This window comes from Acidovorax sp. GW460-11-11-14-LB4 (assembly GCF_059423685.1).
In genome coordinates, this window is the sequence record NZ_JBWKYJ010000044.1 from 18,311 (window position 1) to 39,862 (window position 21,552).

23 protein-coding genes are annotated in these 21,552 nt (G+C 60.7%); 19 read left to right on the top strand and 4 right to left on the bottom strand.

Features of this window, described 5'->3' with window-relative positions; translation table 11 throughout:
* Positions 1–16: 16 nt before the first annotated feature.
* The 12 genes from fliG (at position 17) to fliR (ending at position 9,502) form a co-directional block, all read left to right on the top strand.
* Positions 17–1,012 (top strand): flagellar motor switch protein FliG, encoded by a 996-nt coding sequence (fliG, locus tag AC07X4_RS15620; RefSeq protein WP_056065732.1) that lies wholly within the window; start codon positions 17–19, stop codon positions 1,010–1,012.
* Entirely contained in the window at positions 999–1,739 is a 741-nt protein-coding gene (locus AC07X4_RS15625; protein WP_099731973.1) for a FliH/SctL family protein, read from the top strand. The genes fliG and AC07X4_RS15625 overlap by 14 nt, the downstream gene beginning before the upstream one ends.
* On the top strand, positions 1,723–3,117 hold the full coding sequence (gene fliI, locus AC07X4_RS15630; protein ID WP_099729183.1) for a flagellar protein export ATPase FliI: 1,395 nt from the start codon (positions 1,723–1,725) through the stop codon (positions 3,115–3,117). The genes AC07X4_RS15625 and fliI overlap by 17 nt, the downstream gene beginning before the upstream one ends.
* 21 nt (positions 3,118–3,138) lie before the next feature.
* Positions 3,139–3,588, top strand: a complete 450-nt coding sequence (locus AC07X4_RS15635) for a flagellar export protein FliJ (RefSeq protein WP_494740589.1) — start codon at positions 3,139–3,141, stop codon at positions 3,586–3,588.
* 857 nt (positions 3,589–4,445) lie between these two features.
* Positions 4,446–4,919 (top strand): flagellar hook-length control protein FliK, encoded by a 474-nt coding sequence (locus AC07X4_RS15640; RefSeq protein ID WP_494740590.1) that lies wholly within the window; start codon positions 4,446–4,448, stop codon positions 4,917–4,919.
* 195 nt (positions 4,920–5,114) lie between these two features.
* Complete coding sequence (locus tag AC07X4_RS15645; protein ID WP_444825345.1) at positions 5,115–5,711, top strand: flagellar basal body-associated FliL family protein; 597 nt, start codon at positions 5,115–5,117, stop codon at positions 5,709–5,711.
* A gap of 22 nt (positions 5,712–5,733) precedes the next feature.
* On the top strand, positions 5,734–6,738 hold the full coding sequence (gene fliM, locus AC07X4_RS15650; protein ID WP_056065744.1) for a flagellar motor switch protein FliM: 1,005 nt from the start codon (positions 5,734–5,736) through the stop codon (positions 6,736–6,738).
* Positions 6,728–7,168 (top strand): flagellar motor switch protein FliN, encoded by a 441-nt coding sequence (gene fliN / locus AC07X4_RS15655; RefSeq protein WP_015015804.1) that lies wholly within the window; start codon positions 6,728–6,730, stop codon positions 7,166–7,168. Before fliM ends, fliN begins: the two co-directional genes overlap by 11 nt.
* A gap of 7 nt (positions 7,169–7,175) precedes the next feature.
* Positions 7,176–7,541, top strand: a complete 366-nt coding sequence (locus AC07X4_RS15660) for a FliO/MopB family protein (protein WP_056065746.1) — start codon at positions 7,176–7,178, stop codon at positions 7,539–7,541.
* The gene (gene fliP, locus AC07X4_RS15665) at positions 7,534–8,325 is read left to right on the top strand and encodes a flagellar type III secretion system pore protein FliP (RefSeq protein ID WP_200938979.1); all 792 of its coding nucleotides are present in this window, start codon (positions 7,534–7,536) and stop codon (positions 8,323–8,325) included. The genes AC07X4_RS15660 and fliP overlap by 8 nt, the downstream gene beginning before the upstream one ends.
* A gap of 11 nt (positions 8,326–8,336) precedes the next feature.
* Entirely contained in the window at positions 8,337–8,606 is a 270-nt protein-coding gene (fliQ, locus tag AC07X4_RS15670) for a flagellar biosynthesis protein FliQ (protein WP_015015801.1), read from the top strand.
* A 125-nt stretch (positions 8,607–8,731) separates the two neighbouring features.
* Entirely contained in the window at positions 8,732–9,502 is a 771-nt protein-coding gene (gene fliR / locus AC07X4_RS15675; RefSeq protein ID WP_056065753.1) for a flagellar biosynthetic protein FliR, read from the top strand.
* Positions 9,503–9,511: 9 nt separating this feature from the next.
* Here the strand turns inward: fliR and AC07X4_RS15680 are convergent, their stop codons facing one another.
* On the bottom strand, positions 9,512–10,141 hold the full coding sequence (locus AC07X4_RS15680) for a response regulator (RefSeq protein ID WP_056065755.1): 630 nt from the start codon (positions 10,139–10,141) through the stop codon (positions 9,512–9,514).
* Positions 10,138–11,247 carry a hybrid sensor histidine kinase/response regulator gene (locus tag AC07X4_RS15685; protein ID WP_494740591.1) on the bottom strand — a complete coding sequence of 370 codons (1,110 nt, stop codon included), beginning with the start codon at positions 11,245–11,247 and terminating at the stop codon, positions 10,138–10,140. Before AC07X4_RS15685 ends, AC07X4_RS15680 begins: the two co-directional genes overlap by 4 nt.
* Before the next feature lie 188 nt (positions 11,248–11,435).
* Between AC07X4_RS15685 and AC07X4_RS15690 the strand changes: the two genes are divergently transcribed.
* From AC07X4_RS15690 to AC07X4_RS15720, 7 genes are all read left to right on the top strand, one after another.
* Positions 11,436–11,882 carry a hypothetical protein gene (locus AC07X4_RS15690; protein ID WP_056065760.1) on the top strand — a complete coding sequence of 149 codons (447 nt, stop codon included), beginning with the start codon at positions 11,436–11,438 and terminating at the stop codon, positions 11,880–11,882.
* Between the two features lie 49 nt (positions 11,883–11,931).
* Positions 11,932–12,294 (top strand): response regulator, encoded by a 363-nt coding sequence (locus AC07X4_RS15695; protein WP_015015796.1) that lies wholly within the window; start codon positions 11,932–11,934, stop codon positions 12,292–12,294.
* A gap of 40 nt (positions 12,295–12,334) precedes the next feature.
* The gene (locus AC07X4_RS15700; RefSeq protein ID WP_494740592.1) at positions 12,335–14,479 is read left to right on the top strand and encodes a chemotaxis protein CheA; all 2,145 of its coding nucleotides are present in this window, start codon (positions 12,335–12,337) and stop codon (positions 14,477–14,479) included.
* 56 nt (positions 14,480–14,535) lie between these two features.
* Entirely contained in the window at positions 14,536–15,024 is a 489-nt protein-coding gene (locus tag AC07X4_RS15705; protein ID WP_015015794.1) for a chemotaxis protein CheW, read from the top strand.
* A gap of 103 nt (positions 15,025–15,127) precedes the next feature.
* Positions 15,128–16,033, top strand: coding sequence for a CheR family methyltransferase (locus AC07X4_RS15710; RefSeq protein WP_494740593.1), 906 nt, complete (start codon positions 15,128–15,130; stop codon positions 16,031–16,033).
* A gap of 30 nt (positions 16,034–16,063) precedes the next feature.
* Positions 16,064–16,813: a chemoreceptor glutamine deamidase CheD gene (cheD, locus tag AC07X4_RS15715; protein ID WP_056748055.1), complete on the top strand. Its 750-nt coding sequence runs from the start codon at positions 16,064–16,066 to the stop codon at positions 16,811–16,813.
* 15 nt (positions 16,814–16,828) lie between these two features.
* Complete coding sequence (locus tag AC07X4_RS15720; RefSeq protein WP_099729194.1) at positions 16,829–17,935, top strand: protein-glutamate methylesterase/protein-glutamine glutaminase; 1,107 nt, start codon at positions 16,829–16,831, stop codon at positions 17,933–17,935.
* 81 nt (positions 17,936–18,016) lie between these two features.
* Here AC07X4_RS15720 and AC07X4_RS15725 read toward each other — a convergent pair whose 3' ends face one another.
* A complete protein-coding gene (locus AC07X4_RS15725; RefSeq protein ID WP_494740594.1) occupies positions 18,017–19,918 on the bottom strand; it encodes an ATP-binding cassette domain-containing protein in 1,902 nt (633 codons plus the stop codon).
* Between the two features lie 125 nt (positions 19,919–20,043).
* Positions 20,044–21,141, bottom strand: a complete 1,098-nt coding sequence (gene ribD, locus AC07X4_RS15730) for a bifunctional diaminohydroxyphosphoribosylaminopyrimidine deaminase/5-amino-6-(5-phosphoribosylamino)uracil reductase RibD (RefSeq protein ID WP_494740595.1) — start codon at positions 21,139–21,141, stop codon at positions 20,044–20,046.
* Between the last annotated feature and the right edge of the window lie 411 nt (positions 21,142–21,552).

Consider the following 21,552-nt stretch of genomic DNA (forward strand, 5'->3'; position numbering starts at 1 on the left):
TGCACGGACCACGACCATGGACGACCAAGGACTCCACGATGCCGCCATCATGCTGATGTCCCTCGGCGAGGAAGAGGCGGCTGAGGTGTTCAAGCATTTCTCGCCCAAAGAGGTGCAGAAGCTGGGCGAGACCATCGCGCGCATGCGCTCGGTGTCGCGCGAAAAGGTGGACGAGGTCATCAACAAATTCTCCAACGCGGCCGCAGCGCAAAGCCTGTTGGTATCCGACACCGGCAATTACGTGCGCGCTGTGCTCAAGCGCGCGCTCGGCGATGACAAGGCGGGACTGCTGATCGACCGTATCTTGCAGGGCGGAGATGTCTCGGGCATTGAGAGTCTCAAGTGGATGGATCCGTTGTCAGTGGCTGAACTGCTGCGTAACGAGCACCCGCAGATCGTTGCTGCCATCCTGGTACATCTGGACAGCGACCAGGCCTCGGGCATCCTGATGCACCTGACGGATCGCCAGCGTAGCGAAATTCTGTTGCGTGTGGCCACGCTCGAAGGTATCCAGCCGACAGCCCTCAAGGACCTGAACGAAGTGCTTTTCAAGGTGCTGGCGGGCGGGGACAAGATCCGCAAGAGTTCGCTGGGCGGTGTCAAGGCTGCCGCAGAAATCATCAACTTGCTGGGCGGCAACATGGACGCCGTGGTGCTCGAATCCATCCGGGGCTACGACCCTGACCTGGCGCAGAAGATCATGGACAAGATGTTCGTGTTCGAGGATGTTCTCAAGCTGGACGACAAGGCCATTCAAACGGTACTCAAGGAAGTGGCATCCGAAACTCTCATCGTGGCTCTCAAGGGCGCAGTGCCCGAACTGCGCGAAAAATTCCTCTCCAACATGTCTTCGCGTGCAGCCGACGCGCTGCGCGAAGACCTCGAATCGCGCGGCCCGATGCGGCTGTCCGAGGTCGAGGCGCAGCAGAAGGAAATCCTCAAGACGGTGCGTCGCCTGTCTGACGAAGGCCAGATCGTGATCGGAGGCGGTGGTGATGATGCCTTCGTCTAACCAGCGGTCCTATTCGCGGTTCATTCCCAGCGAGGAAGTCGGCGACTTCAAGCAGTGGAAGTTTGCCGCGGTAGACGGCTCCGATCTGGTCGAGCCAGAGCCCGAGCCGGAACCTGTGGCGGAGCTGCCCGCCGAGCTGGATGAAGCGGCACAGCAGGCGCTTGTCCAGCAGGCTTGCGACGATGCGTATGCAGAGGGCTTTGCCCAAGGGCAGGCGCAGACGGCGCTCGAGTGGCAGCGCCGCATGGATGAATACATTGCCCAGCAGGGACAAGAGGCGGCACAGCGCATGCAAAGCGTGCTGCAGACACTGGAAGCCAGCCTGATCGACATGCAGCAGCACATGGCGCAGCAGGTGCTGGAGCTGGCGTGTGACATCGCGCGCCAGGTGGTGCGCCAGGAACTGTCGGTCAATCCCAATGCCTTGTTGCCGGTGGTGCGGGAGGCCGTGGGCATGCTGGTCACTGAAGGGCGGCCTGCCACCGTCCGGCTCAATCCGGAGGATATGGAGGCCATGGCCCAGCCTCTGCGCGAAGAGATCAATGCGCCTGGCGTGCAGTGGATGGCGGATGCCGCGGTGCCTGCTGGCGGCTGCATGGTGGAGTCGGCGGGCACGGTCGTTGATGGCAGCATCGACAAACGGTGGCAGCGTGCCATTGCGTCGCTGGGGCTGCAGTCACCCTGGGATGACGAGACGCGTGGGGATGGCGATGACCGTCGACCTTGACTCTGCCTGGACCCGCTTCATGGACGACGCGCGCGAGCGCGTGGCCGAAGGGGCGCCGTTGGAGACGCGGGGTACGCTGACCCGACTGACGGGACTGGTGCTGGAGGCGGTGGGGATCCGCGTGCCTGTGGGGTCGCAGTGCATGGTGCAAATGCCGGGGCACGCGCCGGTATTGGCTGAGGTCGTGGGGTTTTCTGCCGACCGTGCGTTTTTAATGCCGGCGGGCGATATCCATGGGCTGTCCAGTGGCGCGAGTGTGGTGCCGGCTGCGCCATATATCCCCATGCCTCGCTTGGGCGAGCCTCCCCGGCCGGTACAACGCGCCGGGGTGCTTCGTTTGCCCATGGGCGACGGCTTGTTGGGCCGTGTGGTGGATGCGCAAGGCCTGCCCCTCGACCATGGTGGACCGGTGCAGGATGTCGTGTCGGAGCCCATGGGGCGGCGGCAGATCAATGCCATGGATCGGGATCCGGTGCGTGAGCCCTTGGATACTGGCGTGCGCGCCATCAATGCCTTGCTGACCGTAGGGCGGGGCCAGCGTCTGGGGCTGTTTGCAGGCTCCGGGGTGGGCAAGAGTGTGCTGCTGGGCATGATGGCGCGCTACACACAGGCCGATGTGATTGTGGTGGGGCTCATTGGGGAGCGGGGGCGCGAAGTCAAGGAGTTTGTGGAAGACATCCTGGGCGAGGAAGGCCGCGCACGATCCGTGGTGGTGGCGGCACCTGCCGACGCGCCTCCGTTGTTGCGCATGCAGGGGGCGGCCTACGCTACTGCGGTGGCGGAGCATTTTCGCGACAAAGGGCAGCATGTGCTGCTGCTCATGGATTCACTGACCCGCTATGCAATGGCGCAGCGGGAAATTGCTCTGGCCATCGGCGAGCCGCCAGCAACCAAAGGGTATCCGCCGTCCTGTTTTGCAAAGCTGCCGCAGCTGGTCGAGCGCAGCGGCAACGGCCTGCATGGTGTCGGCTCGATCACGGCGTTTTATACGGTGCTATCGGAAGGTGATGACCAGCAGGACCCGATCGCGGATGCTGCCCGTGCCATTCTGGATGGGCACATTGTGTTGTCGCGTGCCCTGGCTGAGACCGGGCATTTCCCGGCCATCGACATTGAGCAATCGGCATCGCGGGTGATGCACAACGTGGTGTCTCGCGGGCATTTTGACTTGGCGCGGCGGTTTCGTGCGGTGTATTCGCGTTACCAGAAGAGCCGGGACCTGGTGCAGGTGGGGGCCTATATGAGCGGCTCCGACCCGGCATTGGACGAGGCTATCCGCCTTCAGCCACAGATGGCGGGTTTTCTGCAGCAGGACATGTACGAGGCGGCCTCCATGGACCACAGCGTAGCCGCCATGGCGGCGGTGCTGGACCATTGACGGCGGACAAGGGAAGCCATCATGTCCAACCTTAACGCCCTCTCTGTCGCAGTCGAAGTGGCCTCTCGCAAGCGGGACGATGCCCGTAAGGTGCTGCAGGACACGCTGGCTGCCGAGCAGGCAGCGCGTGCCCAGCTCGATCAGCTGGAAGACTACGCCCGTGAAACCGAGTCACGCTGGGGCATGAAGGCAGGTGCGGCCATGCAGCCCGAAGTGATGTACCACCACTACCACTTCATGGACAGGCTGGGTCATGCGGCCAGCATCCAGACCAGTGTGGTGGGTGACCAGTCTGCGCGGGTGCAAGCTGCCCAGCGCGCTCTGTTAGATGCAGAGCTGCGTTTGGCCAGTCTGCGCAAGGTGGTAGACAAGCGACGCAACGACCTCACCCTGCAGCAACAGCGCAGAGACCAAAAACAGACCGATGAACGCGCCGCGCTGCAGTATCGCAACGCGGGCCAGGAGAATTGAACATGGAACCGACCAAAGTAGCCTCCTCGCAGGGCACCCAGCCCGCCCACACGACTCGCGCCAAATCATCGGCCCAGACTGCTGCCGCAGACGCTAGCGATCCTGCGGCTGGGGGTGATTTTTTGGCTTTGCTGGCGGCGTTGGGGGACGAGGTGGAGGAGGGGGGCGTACTGGGCTCGGCAGGATCGGATGTTCTCGCCGCGGACGGCCTTCCTTGCGTCGGATCCACGGCTGTAGACGCCTCTGCGGTGGCTGCATGGCAAGGGTTATTGGGCATGGCTTCGGCCAATGTCGCTCCTCCGGCCTCCACAGGCGCTGACGGTGGATCGCGCCTCGCTGCCGCTTTGGGTGCGGGGGGGGCGTCTCCAGTAGGTTCTGGGGCCGAGTGGACGCCATTTGGCCGTACCCAAGGCTTGGTGGCAGAGACGGCGATGTTGGACTCTGCTGCAGACATTAAGGATGCGCAACCTTTGGGCGCGACGTCCATGGCTGGTCGTACATTCTCTCGGTTGCAGAACGTCGCGGCGCTCCGCACTGGGCTTTCAGGTTCGGGGGACGTCAGTTTGGGGCAAGGCACGGTTGGCGAGTTGAAACCTCATTCATTCGGACACACTCCGGCGGCCGCTGCGCTTTCACAGGCGATGACTGAGCGCTCTGCCCAGGCCGCATCGACGGGGGCACAATCTTCTGAGCGCGTGGGCGGGCTGTCATCCGCAGCTACTGGCTTCGAAGGAGTCACACCTCTTGCTGATGGTCTGTTGACCTCCGTCGCTTCTGCACGAGCGCCCGAATTCGCTGCCGGTGGGCACTCTGCCGGTGAGAACCCGGGAAATGGGGGCGCATGGTCTGAGAGCACATTGGGCGCATCTCCTGTGGAGTCCAGTAACGTCACCGATGCAACGGTCTTTGCAGACCCTAACGCCTTGGGTGCAGAAGAGCAGGTGGCCGAACAGGTGGCCTACTGGGTGAACCAGAAGACCCAGAACGCGGAGTTGACGCTGCAGCGTGATGGTCAGCCGGTGGAGGTGTCTGTGTCTCTGTCGGGCAACGAAGCGCACGTGTCGTTCCGCAGCGACCAGCAGCAGACGCGGGAGCTGCTGGACCAGAGCATGGCGCAGTTGAGTGATCTGTTGCGCAGTGAGGGTTTGGTGTTGTCTGGCATGTCGGTGGGCACATCGGCACGCGACCGTGCCGGTGGTGGCGAGGCGGGGCAGCAGCGGCCTCGCGACGGGGCACGCCAGGCGCAGGTGGTATCTGCTGTGCCTGCTGGCACAGCCTCGCTGGCGCGCGGTGGTGGGGCGACAGACCGGGCCGTGGACGTCTTCGTCTGATTCTGCGGGGTGATGTGGGCGGTCTGTAGTTCTGCTCCCGTCTCCGCAGTCCAGGCGAGCGCGGTGAATGCCATGGTTTTGGGCTTTTATTCTGGCTATTATTGGTTACACCCCCGACCCATAATGGGCCAACAGGTTGCGCTTGCACTTTGATAGCGTCTGTTCTGCCTGTTCCCTATCGCAAGGAATTCCATTGTGTCAGCCAATACTCCCGCAGCAGCCGCACCCGCCAAAAGCAAGAAGATGCTGTTGATCATCATCGGCGTGGTGGTGGCTGTGCTAGTGATCGGAGGGGGCGCAGCAGCATGGTTCATCTCCAGTCGGTCGCATGCCGCTGAGGACGAAGAGGGCGGCGGTGCACCTGCGGCTCACAAGGAGGCGCCTAAGGTAGCCCCCACCTTCCTGCCCCTGGAAAACATGGTGGTCAATCTGGCTGATCCCGGCGGTGATCGCTTTGCGCAGATCGGCATTACGTTGGAGCTGGAGGATGCAAAGACTGCAGAACAGGTGAAGCAGTACCTGCCGTCGATCCGCAGTGGAATCCTGATGCTGGTGTCGCAACGCACGTCCACGGAGCTGCTGCAGCGCGAGGGCAAGGAAAAGCTCGCTACCGACGTCTTGCGCGAAGTCTCGCGCCCTCTGGGCTACTCGGTGCCGTCAGAGCGTGAGCGTGCAAAGGCTGCCGCCGCCGCTGAGCAGGACGGAGATGGAGAGGAACGCCCCGCCGCGCGCAAGCGCACAGAGCGCAATCCTGTGCGCAAGGTGCTCTTTTCGAGCTTCATCATCCAATGAGCCAGCCGGGTAAGGACCAGCCATGAGTGATTCATTTCTTTCGCAGGAAGAGGTCGATGCCCTTCTGGAAGGGGTCACTGGCGAGAGCCAGAAGTCCGTTGAGGAAGTGGCTGAGGCGGGGTCGGTACGCAACTACGACATCTCCAGCCAGGAGCGCATCGTCCGTGGCCGCATGCCGACGATGGAAATCGTCAACGAGCGGTTTGCACGCAACTTCCGCATTGGGCTCTTCAACTTCATCCGCCGCAGTCCTGAAATTTCGGTGGGGACTGTGTCGGTGCAACGCTACAGTGCTTTCCTGCGAGAGCTGGCGGTGCCGACGAACTTCAACATCGTGGCGATCCGCCCCCTGCGAGGCAGCGGACTCATCGTCTGTGAGCCTTCGCTGGTCTTCGGCATCATTGACACCCTCTATGGCGGGGTCGGTAAGTTCCAGACCCGCATTGAAGGGCGTGATTTTTCGCCTACCGAGCAGCGTGTCATCAACCGGCTCGTAGATGTGATCTGCGCGGAGTACAAGAAGGCGTGGCAGGGGATCTATCCGCTGGAGCTGGAATACCAGCGCTCGGAAATGCAACCCCAGTTCGCCAACATTGCAACGCCCAGCGAGATCGTGGTGTCCACGGCCTTTCAGCTGGAAATTGGCGACCTGTCCGGTGCCATCCATATATGCATGCCTTATGCAACGCTGGAGCCGATCCGCGATGTACTGTATTCGTCCACGCAGGGTGATTCCATTGAGGTGGACCGCCGCTGGGTGAATGTGCTCAAGCGTGAAATCCAATCCGCAGAGGTTACGCTGGTGGCGGAGCTGGCGAAGGCCGATGCCACCGTGGAGCAACTGCTGGCCATGAAACCGGGTGACTTCATCGAACTGGACCGCGAGCCCCGTATCCGTGCATCGATCGGAGGGGTTCCTATTTTTGAATGCCAGTATGGAACCCACAATTCCAAGTACGCCATCCGCATTGAAGAGTGCCTGCGCACTTCGGACATGAGTTGGCTGGGAGAGAAGAATGGCAACTGAAGAAGACAACAAGGACGCAGGCGCGGACGACCCGTTTGCGGGTTGGGCCGAAGCGCTCGAAGAGCAGAAGCGGACGGACGAAAAACCGGCGGACGCAGAGCAGGGAGGGCCACTTTCCGGCGAGCCCGTGCGACCATTTTCCGGTGCTGCGGGCGGTGATACTGTCAACGACATCAACATGGTGCTGGACATTCCGGTGCAGCTGTCGGTGGAGTTGGGGCGCACCAAAGTGCCCATCAAGTACATCCTTCAACTGGCACAAGGTTCGGTGGTGGAGCTGGATGCACTGGCAGGCGAGCCCATGGATGTGCTGGTCAATGGCTACCTTATCGCCCAAGGCGAAGTGGTGGTGGTCAATGACAAGTTTGGTATCCGCCTGACCGATGTGGTCACGCCGTCGGAACGTTTGCGGCGGGTGAGCCGTGGATAGTGGGAGCATGACCCAGACGCTGCTGGTCGTGGTGCTTTTTGTGGGCGCCATGGCTTTGCTTCCCTGGGCTGTGCGCCGGCTGCAGCAGCGCCAGTCCTCCGGGACGCTGGCTGCCGGGGTGGCGTCACGCGTGGTGTCTGCAGTGGCCGTCGGCCCTCAACAGCGGGTAGTGACGGTGGAAGTCGGCCCTGAACATGCGCGTACTTGGCTGGTGCTGGGCGTCACCGCTCAACAGGTCAGTTGCCTCCACGTGCTACCAGTGGCGGCCAAGGGGGCTGGGGACGCCGTGAACGTTTCACTCCCGACAGAACCATCGTTTGCTCACGAGATGCGAGCTGCGTCCGCTGATTCTGGAAAGTCCGCGCATGTCTGAGCTCGCATCCTTGCTCCCAAGGCGCGTAGCGCGGACAGCTGGGCGTGCTTTGCCTTGGGCCGTTGCTGTTGCCAGCGTGGTAGCGCATGGCTCCGCTTGGGCTCAAAGTCCGGGCGCATTGCCACTGGTTGTTGGCAGTGGGCCATCTGGCGCCAGCTACTCGGTACCCATTCAGACGCTGCTGTTTTTCACGGCGTTGTCTTTTTTGCCCGCTGTGCTGCTGATGATGACGGGCTTTACACGGATTGTGATTGTGCTGTCCTTGCTGCGTCAGGCCTTGGGGACGCAGTCGGCTCCTCCCAATCAGGTCATCATCGGGCTGTCACTGTTCCTGACCTTTTTTGTCATGGGCCCGACGCTGGACCGTGTGTACCAGGACGCTTACGTTCCCTATACCAACAACACCATCAGCTTCGAACAGGCGCTGGACAGGGCAGAGGCGCCGATGCGCAGCTTCATGCTCAAGCAGACGCGGCAATCTGACTTTGCGCTGTTTTCCAGGCTGGCACGTCTTGATCCCAAAGTGACGGCTGAGACGGCGCCCATCCGTGTGCTGGTGCCGGCCTTTGTGACCAGCGAGCTCAAATCGGCGTTTCAGATCGGGTTCATGATTTTCATCCCGTTTCTTGTCATCGACATGGTGGTGTCCAGCATCCTCATGTCCCTGGGCATGATGATGTTGTCCCCGGTGTTGGTGGCATTGCCGTTCAAGCTGATGCTGTTTGTGCTGGCAGACGGCTGGAACCTGCTGATCGGCTCATTGGCCGCCAGCTTCGTCACCTAGAGGATTCCGCCATGACTTCACAAATGGTGCTGACCATTGGGCGTGACGCCCTCACCCTGCTGCTGATGATTTCCATGCCAGTGCTGGGGGTGGTCATGGCGGTGGGCTTGTTGGTCAGTATTTTTCAGGCTGTCACGCAGATCCATGAAGCAACGCTGGCGTTTGTGCCCAAGCTGATTGCGGCCATGGTCGTTTTTGCGATTGCTGGGCCTTGGATGCTCAGTACCCTGGTGGACTTCATCCGCCGGACAATCGAATCGATCCCGTCGATGATTGGATAGCACATGCCAATCTGGGCACTTGGCGGCCTCAGGACAATGCTGGGCTGCTGGAGTCAGCGACGAGCACTGGGGGCGGCCGTGCCTTGGCCGTCAATGCACCCAGGCCTCGCCGGTGGAGGAGGGGCGTGATCACCTTCTCCGAAGCTCAGATCATGGCGTGGCTGTCTCCCATTCTGTGGCCCTTTTTGCGCGTGCTGGCATTGTTTTCCGTGGCCCCAGTGTTCTCCATGCGGGTCGTGCCCATGCGCGTAAAAATCGGTCTCGCTTTCCTTGTGGCTTTGTGTGCGCAAGGTGTTCTGGGTGAGCAGCCTGTCATCAGCGTGAACGGCCGTGAGGCGCTGGGCACGGTGGCGCAGCAGGTGGCTGTGGGGCTGGCGATCGGCTTTTCGGTTCGCTTGGTGTTCACAGCCGTTGAGCTGGCTGGTGAAATCATTGGCCTGCAGATGGGGCTCAACTTTGCATCGTTCTTTGACCCCACCTCCAACGGTCAGATCAGCGCTGTGGCCCGGTTTTTTGGCCACATGTCCATGCTGCTCTTCATTGTCATCAATGGCCATTTGTTGATATTGATGGCCGTGGTCAAAAGTTTTGACCGCTTTCCAGTCGATGGAAATTTTCTGCAGGCGTTGGGACAGATGCGGTTGTATGAGTTGGGTGCTTCGCTCTTTTCCAGTGCGCTCTGGATTGCCATGCCCATGATTGCGCTGCTGCTCTTCGTCAACCTGACCATGGGCATCATCTCGCGTGTGGCGCCGCAAATGAATATCTATGCGGTGGGTTTCCCGGTCACGCTCACGGTGGGGATGCTGGGCATAGCAGCAACGTTGCCGATGCTGGAGCAACCGGTGTTGGCGTTGATGCAACAAGCCGTGGATCTGTTCTCTGTTGGCAGGTAGGGCCGTTAGTTACACCAGCTGATTGCGGATGGCGTAAACGGTGAGTTCAGCATTGTTCGAAAGCTTCAATTTTTCGAGAACCCGTGAGCGGTACACACTCACGGTTTTAGGACTCAGCATCAATTCATCGGCAATGTCAGACAGGCGCCGCCCCGATGCAATCTTGACCAGGGTTTGCAGCTCTCGTTCGGAAAGCGCCGCATGGGGCACCTCCGGCGTCGGTTGAGCCAGGCTGTCCGCAAGCATCTGGGCCACTTCGGCAGTGAGGTACTTGCGCCCCTGCATCACCGTGCGCACCGCCGCAATCAGCTCCACCGGATCGCCGGCCTTGTTGGCATAGCCTTGGGCTCCCGCCTTGAGGCAGCGCAGCGCGTATTGATCCTCGGGGTACATCGAAACCACCAGCACCCGGATGGTCGAGTGGGTCTCGCGCAGGCTGGCCAGTACTTCCAGGCCGCTGCGTCCGGGCATGTTCAGGTCCAGCAGCAACACATCACAGGCAGCCGTGCGCAGAACTTCACGCAGCTCAGAATACCCGCCCGCTTCGCCGGTCACCTGAATGTCCGGTGCTTCGGCGAGTGTGTCGCGAATGCCGCGCCGCAATACGGCATGGTCGTCGCACAAGACGACATGGATCACTGGGCATCTCCTGGAGCGGATGTGGAAGGAGGTGGTAACGGGACGGACAGAATGACCGACGTGCCCTTGCCCGGCCGACTGCTGATGTCCAGCCATCCCCCTACGGTGCGTGCACGCTCTTGAAGGCCCTTGAGGCCGAAGGCTTTTGGTTTGTCGCGAACTGTGGAATCCATGCCACGGCCATTGTCCGCGACCTCCAGGGTCAGTACCCCTTCCTTGTCAGACAGTTCAATGTCCACCTTGCTGGGCTGCGCATGCTTGGAGATATTGGTCAATGCTTCTTGGGCAGTACGGTAGGCCACCAATTGGATGTCGGTGGGTGTATCGATGGTTTCGCTGCTGCTTTGCATCCTTGTGGGGATGCCCGTCCTGCGCTCAAAGCCAGCGGCCAGCCATTGGACAGCCGCCACCAGCCCTTGTTCCAGGATGGGGGGGCGCAGGTTCATCATGATGCGCTGGCTGGCGCCAATCGCGTGTTGCAGCATGTCCACCGCAGAGGTGGCATGCTCTTGCATGGCAGGATCGGTACTGTGGCGCCCTATCCAGGCTACGTCAAAGCGTACTGCGGTCAGTGCGCCACCAATGTCGTCGTGGATCTCGCGAGCGATGGCGGCCCGCTCATGCTCGATGGAGGTCTGCAGATGCTCGGCCAGCTCGGCCAAGCGGCGTTGCGACGTGGCCAGCTCGGCAATAGCCTGCTCGCGCGCGTTGCGTGCTTCGTGCACTTCCAGGGTGCGGGCAATTACATGCGGGAGGCGCTGGATATCGTCCTTGAGCAGATAGTCCGCTACCCCGAGCCGCATCGCGTCAACCGCTGCAGGCTCGCCAATGGCACCTGAAAGCAGCACAAAAGGTGGGTGATGCGGTTTTTGCGCCACATGGGCCCATGCATCCAATGCGGTGAAGCCTGGCAGGCGGTAATCTGCCAGGATGATGTCAAAGCGGCCGGTGTCCGTCAGTCTTTGGAATTCAGAAAGGGTGTCAACCCGCTGGAGGTGGCAACGGAGCCCTGATCGACGCAACGCACGCGCTGCCAATTCGTGATCGGCCGGTGAATCTTCAAGATGGAGGATTTCAAGGGTCTGGTCTGGTGTTGCAGGGCCCATAGGAGCGCTATCATAGGATACAAATTGGAACAAACAAGGGTGTTTGTCCGGTTGGGATGGTTTGTGCGTCAGCGTCCAATGGGCGCGGATGCTCCGGTTTGCTCAGGGGCCTTGGCTGGTTACTGATGCAAGTATCGTAGTCCTGTGTATTTGCGTGTTTTGCTGCTACGTGCTGCGATGGAGAAACGATGCAATCTACGCTAACAACGCCTGGAGGACCTGCTGTCCAGGTTCCCGTCATGGTGGCGGCAGAGCTGCAGGACTCTTTGTTGGTCGTGATGCACGACTTGCACCGCCTGGAAGGCTTGCTGAACCACGCCACCGACAACCTGCTGGAACGGTTTGGAGAGGCAAACGCCATGTTGACAGATGCTGTAGTGGCGGACTCCCCGGAGTTGGTGGCCGCGCGTACGGCGTTGCGCAGCGCAGTGACTGAGTTGCAGTTCCAGGACATGGCCTCCCAACTGATATGGCACACCACCAAGGTGCTGCAGGGCTGTGCCTTCCGGCTGGCCTCGGAAGCCATGGGGCATGAAGAAGGTGAAGATGCCGCGCCCTTTGCGGAGATGGCGCCCGACAGGCCGAACCCTGTCACCCAAAGCGAGATGGATGCAGGTTCTGTGGACCTGTTTTGACGTTCACATCACTGGTTACCTTATATATTCAAGTCAGTTGGAGCCATACATGCAATCGATCCTTGCCGTTGATGATTCACCTTCCATGCGCAAAATGGTGTCGTTCACCCTCACTGGTGCCGGCTATCACGTCGTGGAGGCAGTGGATGGGCAAGATGCCCTCGAAAAGGCCGAGACGCACAACATTGACCTGGTGCTGGCAGACCAGAACATGCCACGTCTTGATGGTATTGGCCTGACCCGCAAACTGCGCGAGCATCCCAAATTTAAGACCATTCCCATCCTGATCCTGACGACGGAGTCGAGCGATCAAATGAAGCAGGCGGGCCGCACAGCGGGTGCCACGGGATGGCTGGTAAAACCTTTTGATCCGAATCGCCTGATCGAAGTCATCCAGAAAGTGATCCGCTGAGCCGGGTTGACTGAGATCATTTAGTACACAGGAGCCCACCATGGCGGAAACCTACCAAGAAGGATCAGGTGCAGGCGCTGACTTCGACCTCAGCCAGTTCTATCAGATCTTTTTCGAGGAAGCGGGTGAGAACCTCGACCAGATGGAGCAGATGCTCCTGAATCTGGACCTGAGCAGTGCCAACGACGAAGAGCTCAACGGCATCTTCCGCTGCGCTCACTCGATCAAGGGAGGTTCTGCCACCTTCGGGTTTTCTGACGTGGCCGAGCTGACCCATCAGATGGAGTCCCTGCTTGATCGTCTGCGCCGCCATGAGCTGCAGCCCATCCCTCAGATGGTGGACGTTCTGCTGGAGTCTGCGGATGCTTCGCGCAGCCTGCTGGCACGGCATCAGGCGGGTGGACAAGGTGAGGCGGTTTCCACCACCTCCCTGGTTCGCCGAATCAGCGACCTGGCGGCGGGCTTGGTGCCCGGCGACGCTGCACCTGTGGTCGCAGCGCCGCCTCCTCCTGCACCCGCGCCGGTGGCAGTAGCCCCGGCTCCTGCGCCCAAGGTTTCCGCGCCTGTTGTGCCAGGGCAGCCGCGGCAGCTGGAAATCCAGATCGGGCCACTGGACCGCCCCGAGCAGGCCGACGCGATCAAAGAATTGTTCCGAGACATTCCCGGTTTGGGGGCGATCCGCGATGTCCCGGGTAGCCAGGCCAATACGCGGGTCTTTGCGGTGGAAACGACGTCTACCAACGATGATCTGCTGGACCTGTTTGCGTTCCATGTTTCCAAGGAGCAGGTGCTGATTCGTGATGGTGCCGCGTCTGGTGACGCTGCCGCCGCCGATGCAGACGGCGAGCCTGTGGTTGCCGTGGATACCTCCGGGGGCGAAGCGCCTTATGGATTCTTCAACGGCGCACCCGGAGCACCCCATGGTGAAGCTGCGGCGGCTGCCCATGCGCCTGTCACGCAAGCTCCCAAAGCTGCGCCCAAGGCGAGCGCCGAGCCCAAGGTGGCGATGCAGGCGCAGATGGAGTCCACCACCATCCGCGTGGATGTGAAGAAAGTCGATCAACTGATCAACCTGGTGGGTGAGTTGGTGATCACGCAGGCCATGTTGGCGCAGAACAGCCGGGGCCTCGATGCTGGGGCCTACCAGCAATTGCTGGCCGGTTTGGCAGATCTGGATCGCAACACGCGCGACCTCCAAGAGTCGGTGATGTCGATCCGCATGATTCCAATGTCCATCGTTTTCAGCCGCTTCCCGCGCATGCTGCGCGATCTGGCGAACAAGCTGGGCAAGAAGGTGGAGCTGGTGACCCTGGGTGAAGCCACCGAACTGGACAAGGGCTTGGTCGAAAAGATCACCGACCCGCTGACCCACTTGGTGCGTAACAGCTGCGACCACGGTATTGAAATGCCTGCCGATCGTCTCGCCAAGGGCAAATCCGAGCACGGCACCATCACCTTGTCGGCGTCGCACCAAGGTGGGTCGATCGTGATCGAGGTGCGTGACGATGGTCGTGGCCTGTCGCGCGAGAAGATCCTCAGCAAGGCCCAGGAGCGCGGCATCGAGGTGTCCGATCAGATGAGCGATGCCGATGTCTGGCAGCTGATTTTTGCTCCAGGCTTCTCCACGGCCGATGAGGTGACCGATGTGTCAGGCCGTGGGGTCGGCATGGACGTGGTCAAACGCAATATCGCAGCGCTCAACGGCTCGGTAGAGATCGATTCTGCAGAGGGCTACGGCATGAAGGTGTCCGTTCGCCTACCCCTGACGCTCGCCATCATGGATGGCATGTCGGTGGGGGTGGGCGAGGAGGTTTACATCCTTCCTCTGTCGTCGGTGGTGGAATCGTTCCAGGTCAATGCGGACGATGTCAGCACCGTGGCGCAAGGCTCGCAGCTGGTCAAGGTGCGCGACGAATACATGCCTGTCATCGCGCTGGAGAAGATCTTCCAGGTTCCGCGCTTTGACCTCAACAAATCCAGCAACATCATGGTGGTGGTCGAGGCTGACGGAAGCCGTGTGGCCTTGCTGGTGGATGAGTTGCTCGGCCAGCACCAGGTGGTCGTCAAGAATCTGGAGTCGAACTATCGCAAGGTGCCCAATGTGTCGGGCGCCACCATTTTGGGTGACGGCACCGTGGCCTTGATTTTGGACACGGGTGGCTTGGTGCGTCGGGCGCGCCACTAGATACAGGTGCGGGCGCCCCTGGGGGGCGCTGCGCCGCCATGAAAGGAGAATGCACCATGAGTGTGATCGGTAAAACTGCAGACGCTGCACCAACGGGTGCTCGTGAATATCTGACGTTCCGCCTCGACCAGGAAGAGTACGGCATCGACATCCTGAAGGTGCAGGAAATCCGGGGCTACGAACCTCCCACCCGCATTGCGAACGCGCCAGACTTCATCAAGGGCGTGGTCAATTTGCGCGGCACGATTGTTCCCATCGTGGACATGCGCATCAAGTTCAACTGTGCGCAGGCGGACTACAACAGTTTCACAGTGGTCATCATCCTCAACCTGCGCAACCGTGTGGTGGGCATTGTGGTGGATTCGGTGAGCGATGTGATGGAGTTGACACCAGAGAGCATCCGTTCGGCCCCTGATATTGAGAGTGCGATCGACAACAGCTGCATCTTGGGCTTGGGGTCCGTGGGCGAGCGCATGCTGATCTTGCTGGATATTGAAAAGCTCATGTCCAGCGTGGACATGGGCCTGGTGACCGCCAACGAATAAGGCGTAGCAGTCAGCAGCCAGTGGTGGCGCAGGCACATGTCAGGCTGTGAGCTGCGCTCGCAGACCTTTTGGAGCGAACAGGACTTCCCCTCGGACGATCAATATGGCCCAAACCACCAGTGCTTCGGCGTCAGTCCGGTCAGGCCCAGCCCGGGTAGATCCTGCGTATACCGCAGCCGCAGCGCCCTCTGGCCCTCTGGCCCAGGGGCGAGAATTTGTCTGGACCAATGCAGACTTTGCCCGTGTGCAGGCGCTGATCTATCAGCGCGCTGGCATCAGCTTGCATGATGGCAAACACGCCATGGTGTACAGCCGCCTGTCGCGTCGGCTGCGCGACACGGGGCACACCAGCTTTCACGACTACCTGAGCTGGCTGGAGACCCATGACGGGCCAGAGTGGCAGGAGTTCGTGAATGCGCTGACCACCAACCTCACGGCATTCTTTCGCGAGCAGCATCATTTCGAGATCTTTGCGTCGCACCTGCGCTCCAAGCCATCCGCCAACTGGCGGGTCTGGTGCAACGCGGCCTCCACGGGCGAAGAGCCTTACTCCATCGTGATCACCGCATTGGAGGCGCTCGGCGCCAACGCCTCCTTCAAGTTGACAGCCAGCGACATTGATTCGCGCGTGCTGGCCACCGCGGCGCAGGGCGTGTACCGGCTCGACAGCGTCAAGGGCTTGAGCCCTGAGCGCTTGCAGAAATTCTTCCTCAAAGGCAAAGGCGGGAACGCGGGCATGGTCCGCGCCAAGCCGGAGTTGCGGCGTGCCATCGACTTCATGAGCGTGAATCTCATCCGCGACGATTGGCCATTCAAGGAGCCCTTTGACGTGGTTTTCTGCCGTAATGTGATGATTTACTTTGATGCCCCTACACAGCGGCGCGTGCTGGAAAGAATCCACCGCGTGCTCAAACCGGGTGGCATGTTGTTTGTGGGGCACGCCGAGAACTTCAGCGAGTCCAAAGACCTGTTCACCCTGCGTGGCAAGACGGTGTACGAGCGCCGCTGACCTGTCCATGTTGTCCTGCACATTGCACCCATGACCAACATTCAAACAGGTTCATCCCCTTCCAATGCTGCTGCTGTGCCCGGCAGTTCCGAAAGGCGCCGCGCTCCGCGTATTGCGCCGCTGAGCGCCGATATCTACAGCTCTGGCAACGGGCCCGCGCGCGAGTCGTCGCTGCAGGAGCTCAAGGCCCGCAGCCGCAAGCCAGGAGAGGCCTCGTTTTTTTACCTTGATCACCACTTCCAGCACAACGCGGTGAAGGTACTGCCTGGTGAGTATTTCGTGTCGGATGAGAACATGGTCATCATGACCGTGCTCGGCTCGTGCATCGCTGCCTGCCTGTGGGACAGCCGCGCACGTGTGGGAGGAATGAACCATTTCATGCTGCCGGACGGCGATCTGGCGGACGCATCCGGGCGTTATGGTTCCTACGCGATGGAGCTGTTGATCAATGAAATGCTCAAGCTCGGTGCACGCCGTGAAACCATGCAGGCCAAGATCTTTGGAGGGGCCCAGGTGATGCACAACTTCACCACCATGAATGTGGGTGAGCGCAACACGAATTTTGTGTTGAACTATTTGCACACTGAGCGCATTCCGATCGTCTCCGAGGACGTGCTCGACATCTATCCGCGCAAGGTGGTTTTCTTTCCAGTGACCGGCAAAGCGATGGTGAAACGGTTGGCGCATGCCCATCCCGAAGCCCTCGTGGCCCAGGAGGTTCGTGGCAACGCGGCCACTGTTGCCAAGACCACGTCGGGTGGTTCTGTGGATCTGTTTTGATAAAGGTTTGAGTTAATGAGCAGGAAAATCCGGGTGATCGTGGTGGACGATTCGGCGCTGGTCCGTAGTCTGCTGTCAGAGATCATCAACCGCCAGCGGGACATGGAGTGCATTGGCACGGCCAACGACCCTCTGGTGGCGCGCGAGATGATTCGCGAATTGGATCCGGATGTCATCACCCTGGACGTTGAAATGCCGCGCATGGACGGCATTGATTTTCTGGGGCGCTTGATGCGTCTGCGGCCGACTCCGGTAGTGATGATCTCCACGCTGACCGAGCGTGGCGCGGAGGTCACCATGAAGGCCTTGGAGTTGGGCGCCGTCGACTTTGTGGCCAAACCGCGTGTGGGGCTGGCCAGCGGGCTCAACGATTTGGCGGCACAGATTGTGGACAAGATCCGCGTTGCTGCCGTCGCGCAAGTGCGCCGCGCCCCTGTGCGTGATGCAGGCCCAGCCTCCAGTGTTGTGGGGGGCACTCCTTTGCCCCACGCCGTACCCGCAGCGGGTCTGCTGGGTCGCCTTTCCACTGAAAAGCTCATCTGCATTGGGGCGTCCACCGGTGGTACCGAAGCCATCAAGGAGGTGCTGGTCCAGATGCCTGCGGATTCGCCCGCGATCGTGATCACCCAGCACATGCCTCCCGGGTTCACTACCAGTTTTGCGGCCCGTTTGAACGGGTTGTGCCAGATCACTGTCAAGGAGGCGGTGAATGGCGAGCGCATTCTGCCCGGCCATGCCTACATCGCACCGGGCGGCACACAGTTCCATGTGGCGCGCAGTGGCGCCAACTATGTCGCGGTGGTGGACGATGGCCCTCCGGTCAATCGCCACAAGCCCTCGGTCGAGGTACTCTTCAAGTCCGCAGCGGCGGTGGTGGGGCGCAACGCGTTTGGCATCATGCTCACGGGCATGGGCAACGATGGCGCTGTTGCCATGCGGGAGATGAAAGACGCCGGCAGCTACAACTATGTGCAGGATGAGGCGACCTGCATCGTGTTTGGCATGCCGCGGGAAGCCATTGCCCACGGTGCCGCCGACGAGGTGCTGCCGCTGGGGCAGATTGCTCCTGCCTTGATTGCCCGGTTGCGCGGAACAACGGACCGCCTGCACCACCGGATTTAAGGGCGATTACCGAGCCCTGGCGGCGGGCCTTCACCATGTGTGTCCCCGCCAGAGCCCTCGCGCCATGAACCGGTTTGGCGCCTATTCAGAGAGTGCTGTCCAGCGCTCCAACGCAGTCATCAGCTCTTCGTCGATGGCGGCTGCTCGGCTTGTCATGGCCGCCGCGCGGGTGGGGTCAGTACCAAAGAGTGAGCCGTCGGCCAGTGCGTCTTGAAGGGATTTCTGTTCCGTCTCTAGCGTACTGATCAGGCCAGGCAGTTGATCCAGTTCGCGCTGCTCTTTGTAACTCAGCTTCTTTTTTGATAGCTGTGCAGGCTTATTTAATGTGCGCTCCGGCGTGCTTTGGTTGGAAACTTCCGGTGTGGGTGGTTTGGAGGACGTTGCAGCAGCAGCTTGCAGTGACCGACTGCGTTTGGATTGGAGCAACCAGTCTTGTACGCCGCCTTCGTACTCGCGCCACAGGCCGTTGCCTTCAAAAGCGAGGGTGCTGGTCACCACGTTGTCGAGAAAGGTGCGGTCATGGCTGACCAGGAACACCGTGCCTTCGTAGTTTTCGAGCAATTCCTCCAGCAGGTCTAAGGTGTCAATGTCCAGGTCGTTCGTGGGCTCATCCAGTACCAGGACATTGGCCGGTCGGGCGAACAGCCGGGCAAGCAGCAGGCGGTTGCGTTCCCCGCCGGACAGCGTCCGCACTGGGGAGTGCGCGCGCGCGGGGGAGAACAGAAAGTCGCTCAGATAGCTCTTGACGTGTTTGCGCTGATTGCCGATCTCGATCCATTCGCTGCCAGGGCTGATGAAGTCTTCCAATGTGGCGTCGAGGTTGACGGCGTGCCGCATCTGGTCAAAGTAGGCCACTTGCAGGTTCGCTCCCTGCCGGATGGTGCCCTTGTCGGCCTGCAGTTCGCCCAAGATCATCTTGAGCAGCGTGGTTTTACCGGCGCCGTTCGGGCCGATCAGGCCCACTTTGTCCCCGCGCAGTATCGTCCCGGAGAAATTGTGGACGATGGTTTTGTCGCCGAAGGCTTTGCTCACTCCTTGCAGTTCCGCCACGATCTTGCCCTGGTAGCCGTTGGAGCTTCCGGTGGCGACATCCATGCGCACACTGCCAACGACCTCACGGCGAGCCTCCCGCCGGGCGCGTAGCTGTTCCAAGCGGCTGATACGGCTCTGGCTGCGGGTGCGGCGCGCTTCCACACCACGCCGAATCCAGATTTCTTCTTGTGCCAGGAGCTTGTCGGCCTTGGCGGCGATCACTGCCTCCTGCGCCAACTGCTCTTCTTTCTGAATCTGGTATTGAGCAAAGTTACCGGGGTAGGAGCGCAATTGACCGCGGTCCAGCTCCACGATGCGGGTGGCCACACGGTCAAGGAAGGACCGGTCGTGGGTGATGGTCACGACGCTGCCCGGAAAGTCCAGCAGCAGGTCTTCCAGCCACTCGATGGAGTCCAGATCCAGGTGGTTGGTGGGTTCGTCGAGCAGCAACACGTCAGGGCGTGCCACCAGCGCCTGCGCCAGCGCCACGCGTTTTTTGGTGCCGCCAGAGAGTGCTCCGACCACGGCGTCCGGGTCGAGATGCAACCTCTGCAGGGTTTCTTCTACACGCTGCTCCCAGTTCCAGGCGTCGTAGGCCTCGATCTCCGATTGCAATGCATCCAGATCCAGTCCATCCGCCCCCGAGAGGTACTGATCGCGGATAGCGATCACGCGTTGCAGGCCTTCGGAGGCTGCCTTGAAAATGGTGGCATCGGGGTCTAACGTCGGCTCCTGTGCGACGAAGGCAATGCGTACCCCCTGTTGAACTTGCAAAGAGCCATCATCCGGCTTGGCAAGTCCTCCCAGGATTTTGAGAAGGGAAGACTTTCCCGCGCCATTGCGGCCAATCAGGCCAACCCGCTCAGCGGTCTCCAGGGAAAAGCCGGCGTGATCCAGCAGTGCAACATGCCCAAATGCGAGCTGGGCGTCCAGTAAGGTGATAAGTGCCATAGAGCTGGATTATCCGTGTCGCGCTCTGGCGGGATTTTTTGCGCCAGTCACATGATGGAGTGACAGCCGGTCGGGCGTAACTTTGATTGGCGGAAAATTCCGAGATCAGTTACGCAGCGATTTCTTCAGAACCTGTCGCGCCCCTGCAAGCGTGCAAGGACGCGCAGGTCTTCCCCGATCCTGTCTACCGTATGGAAGCTGAGGGCATGTGCCTCGGCAAGTGTCGCCAAGGGAGCTATCTGGGCCAATCCCATGCCCTCGCCCATCAGCTTGGGGGCGAGATAGACCAGTAGTTCATCGACCAGTCCTTCGCGCAGCAGCGAGCCATTGAGCTTGTAACCTGCTTCCACGTGCAGTTCATTGATCTCCCTGCGCCCGAGGTCTTGCACCATCGCAGGTAAGTCCACCTTGCCGGCACTATTCGGCATTGTGATCACGGTGGCGCCAAGGGCTTCGAGCGCTCTGCGTTTTTTCTCGTGTGCAAAGGCTGTGTAGATATAGACCGACCGGTCCGCTGCGAAAAGCAAGGCATCCAGAGGAACAGCTAGCTCGCTATCCACCAAAACGAGTGCGGGTTGCCGATCGGTGGGTACATCCCGCACATCCAGTCGTGGGTTATCTGCGAGTACGGTCCCGATGCCGGTCAACACCGCGCAAGCCCTTGCGCGCCATGCATGTCCGTCGGTACGAGCGGCGGGACCTGTGATCCATTGGCTTGCTCCATTGGGCAAGGCGGTCACACCGTCGAGCGAGGCGGCTGCTTTCATGCGGACCCAGGGCGTTTTTCGAATCATCCGACTGAAAAATCCCAGGTTCAGCTCCCTGGATGCTTCCGCTCCTTGCCCTACCTCTACAGCTACCCCCGCCGCACGCAGGCGCGCAAACCCATTGCCCGCCACTGCGGGGTTGGGGTCGGCAATCGATGCGACGACCTTGGCGATACCTACCTTAATGAGTGCATCGCAGCAAGGACCCGTACGTCCATGGTGTGAGCAAGGTTCTAGCGTGACGTAGGCGGTAGCACCTTGAGGGGAATAGCCCCTCTGCTCTGCGTCGCGCAGAGCCATCACCTCCGCATGTGGCCCCCCCGCGCGCTGGGTGGACCCCTGGCCAATGATGGTGCCGTCGTGGTCGACGAGCACGCAGCCCACGCGGGGGTTGGGCGATGTCCTGTAGAGAGCCTCATGGGCAAGATCCAATGCCGCCTTGGTGTAATCCGTCATGGTTGGTGTAGATGAAAAAGCGACTGGTACGGGTTGTAGTCACAGCAGCTTACGCGACGTTCGCGAGATGGCTGTTGACGCAATGCTTATGGAGACCGCCAGAAAGAGCGTGGCTTTCCTGTTCCTGGATGCCTTGGAGGCCGCGGTGACGGGCCTGCGGGACTGAATCTCCAATAGCATGAGCGGGGCTGAGACGGGCAACCCCCTGGGATTACCCTGCTGCCTGTTGTAAACCGTGCTATAGTCGAGGGCTTCGCTGCTGAGACCTGAGCGCAAAAGTGTTGGGGGTCGATGGGGTGGTTTGTGGTGGTGCTTAGGTGCTGCGGCAGATGATTCGGAAGGTTGGCGAAGAAAGTTTGGTTTTGTCTTCTTGGTGGTTTAAAACCGGTATAGAATACAAGGCTTCGCTCG

What these genes read in the sequence shown, in the direction of transcription:
- fliG (WP_056065732.1), top strand. Translation starts at nt 17, where the DNA reads ATGGACGACCAAGGACTCCACGATGCCGCCATCATGCTGATGTCCCTC.
- AC07X4_RS15625 (WP_099731973.1), top strand. Translation starts at nt 999, where the DNA reads ATGCCTTCGTCTAACCAGCGGTCCTATTCGCGGTTCATTCCCAGCGAG.
- fliI (WP_099729183.1), top strand. Translation starts at nt 1,723, where the DNA reads ATGACCGTCGACCTTGACTCTGCCTGGACCCGCTTCATGGACGACGCG.
- AC07X4_RS15635 (WP_494740589.1), top strand. Translation starts at nt 3,139, where the DNA reads ATGTCCAACCTTAACGCCCTCTCTGTCGCAGTCGAAGTGGCCTCTCGC.
- fliM (WP_056065744.1), top strand. Translation starts at nt 5,734, where the DNA reads ATGAGTGATTCATTTCTTTCGCAGGAAGAGGTCGATGCCCTTCTGGAA.
- fliN (WP_015015804.1), top strand. Translation starts at nt 6,728, where the DNA reads ATGGCAACTGAAGAAGACAACAAGGACGCAGGCGCGGACGACCCGTTT.
- AC07X4_RS15660 (WP_056065746.1), top strand. Translation starts at nt 7,176, where the DNA reads ATGACCCAGACGCTGCTGGTCGTGGTGCTTTTTGTGGGCGCCATGGCT.
- fliP (WP_200938979.1), top strand. Translation starts at nt 7,534, where the DNA reads ATGTCTGAGCTCGCATCCTTGCTCCCAAGGCGCGTAGCGCGGACAGCT.
- fliQ (WP_015015801.1), top strand. Translation starts at nt 8,337, where the DNA reads ATGACTTCACAAATGGTGCTGACCATTGGGCGTGACGCCCTCACCCTG.
- AC07X4_RS15685 (WP_494740591.1), bottom strand. Translation starts at nt 11,247, where the DNA reads ATGGGCCCTGCAACACCAGACCAGACCCTTGAAATCCTCCATCTTGAA.
- AC07X4_RS15690 (WP_056065760.1), top strand. Translation starts at nt 11,436, where the DNA reads ATGCAATCTACGCTAACAACGCCTGGAGGACCTGCTGTCCAGGTTCCC.
- AC07X4_RS15695 (WP_015015796.1), top strand. Translation starts at nt 11,932, where the DNA reads ATGCAATCGATCCTTGCCGTTGATGATTCACCTTCCATGCGCAAAATG.
- AC07X4_RS15700 (WP_494740592.1), top strand. Translation starts at nt 12,335, where the DNA reads ATGGCGGAAACCTACCAAGAAGGATCAGGTGCAGGCGCTGACTTCGAC.
- AC07X4_RS15705 (WP_015015794.1), top strand. Translation starts at nt 14,536, where the DNA reads ATGAGTGTGATCGGTAAAACTGCAGACGCTGCACCAACGGGTGCTCGT.
- AC07X4_RS15710 (WP_494740593.1), top strand. Translation starts at nt 15,128, where the DNA reads ATGGCCCAAACCACCAGTGCTTCGGCGTCAGTCCGGTCAGGCCCAGCC.
- cheD (WP_056748055.1), top strand. Translation starts at nt 16,064, where the DNA reads ATGACCAACATTCAAACAGGTTCATCCCCTTCCAATGCTGCTGCTGTG.
- AC07X4_RS15720 (WP_099729194.1), top strand. Translation starts at nt 16,829, where the DNA reads ATGAGCAGGAAAATCCGGGTGATCGTGGTGGACGATTCGGCGCTGGTC.
- AC07X4_RS15725 (WP_494740594.1), bottom strand. Translation starts at nt 19,918, where the DNA reads ATGGCACTTATCACCTTACTGGACGCCCAGCTCGCATTTGGGCATGTT.
- ribD (WP_494740595.1), bottom strand. Translation starts at nt 21,141, where the DNA reads ATGACGGATTACACCAAGGCGGCATTGGATCTTGCCCATGAGGCTCTC.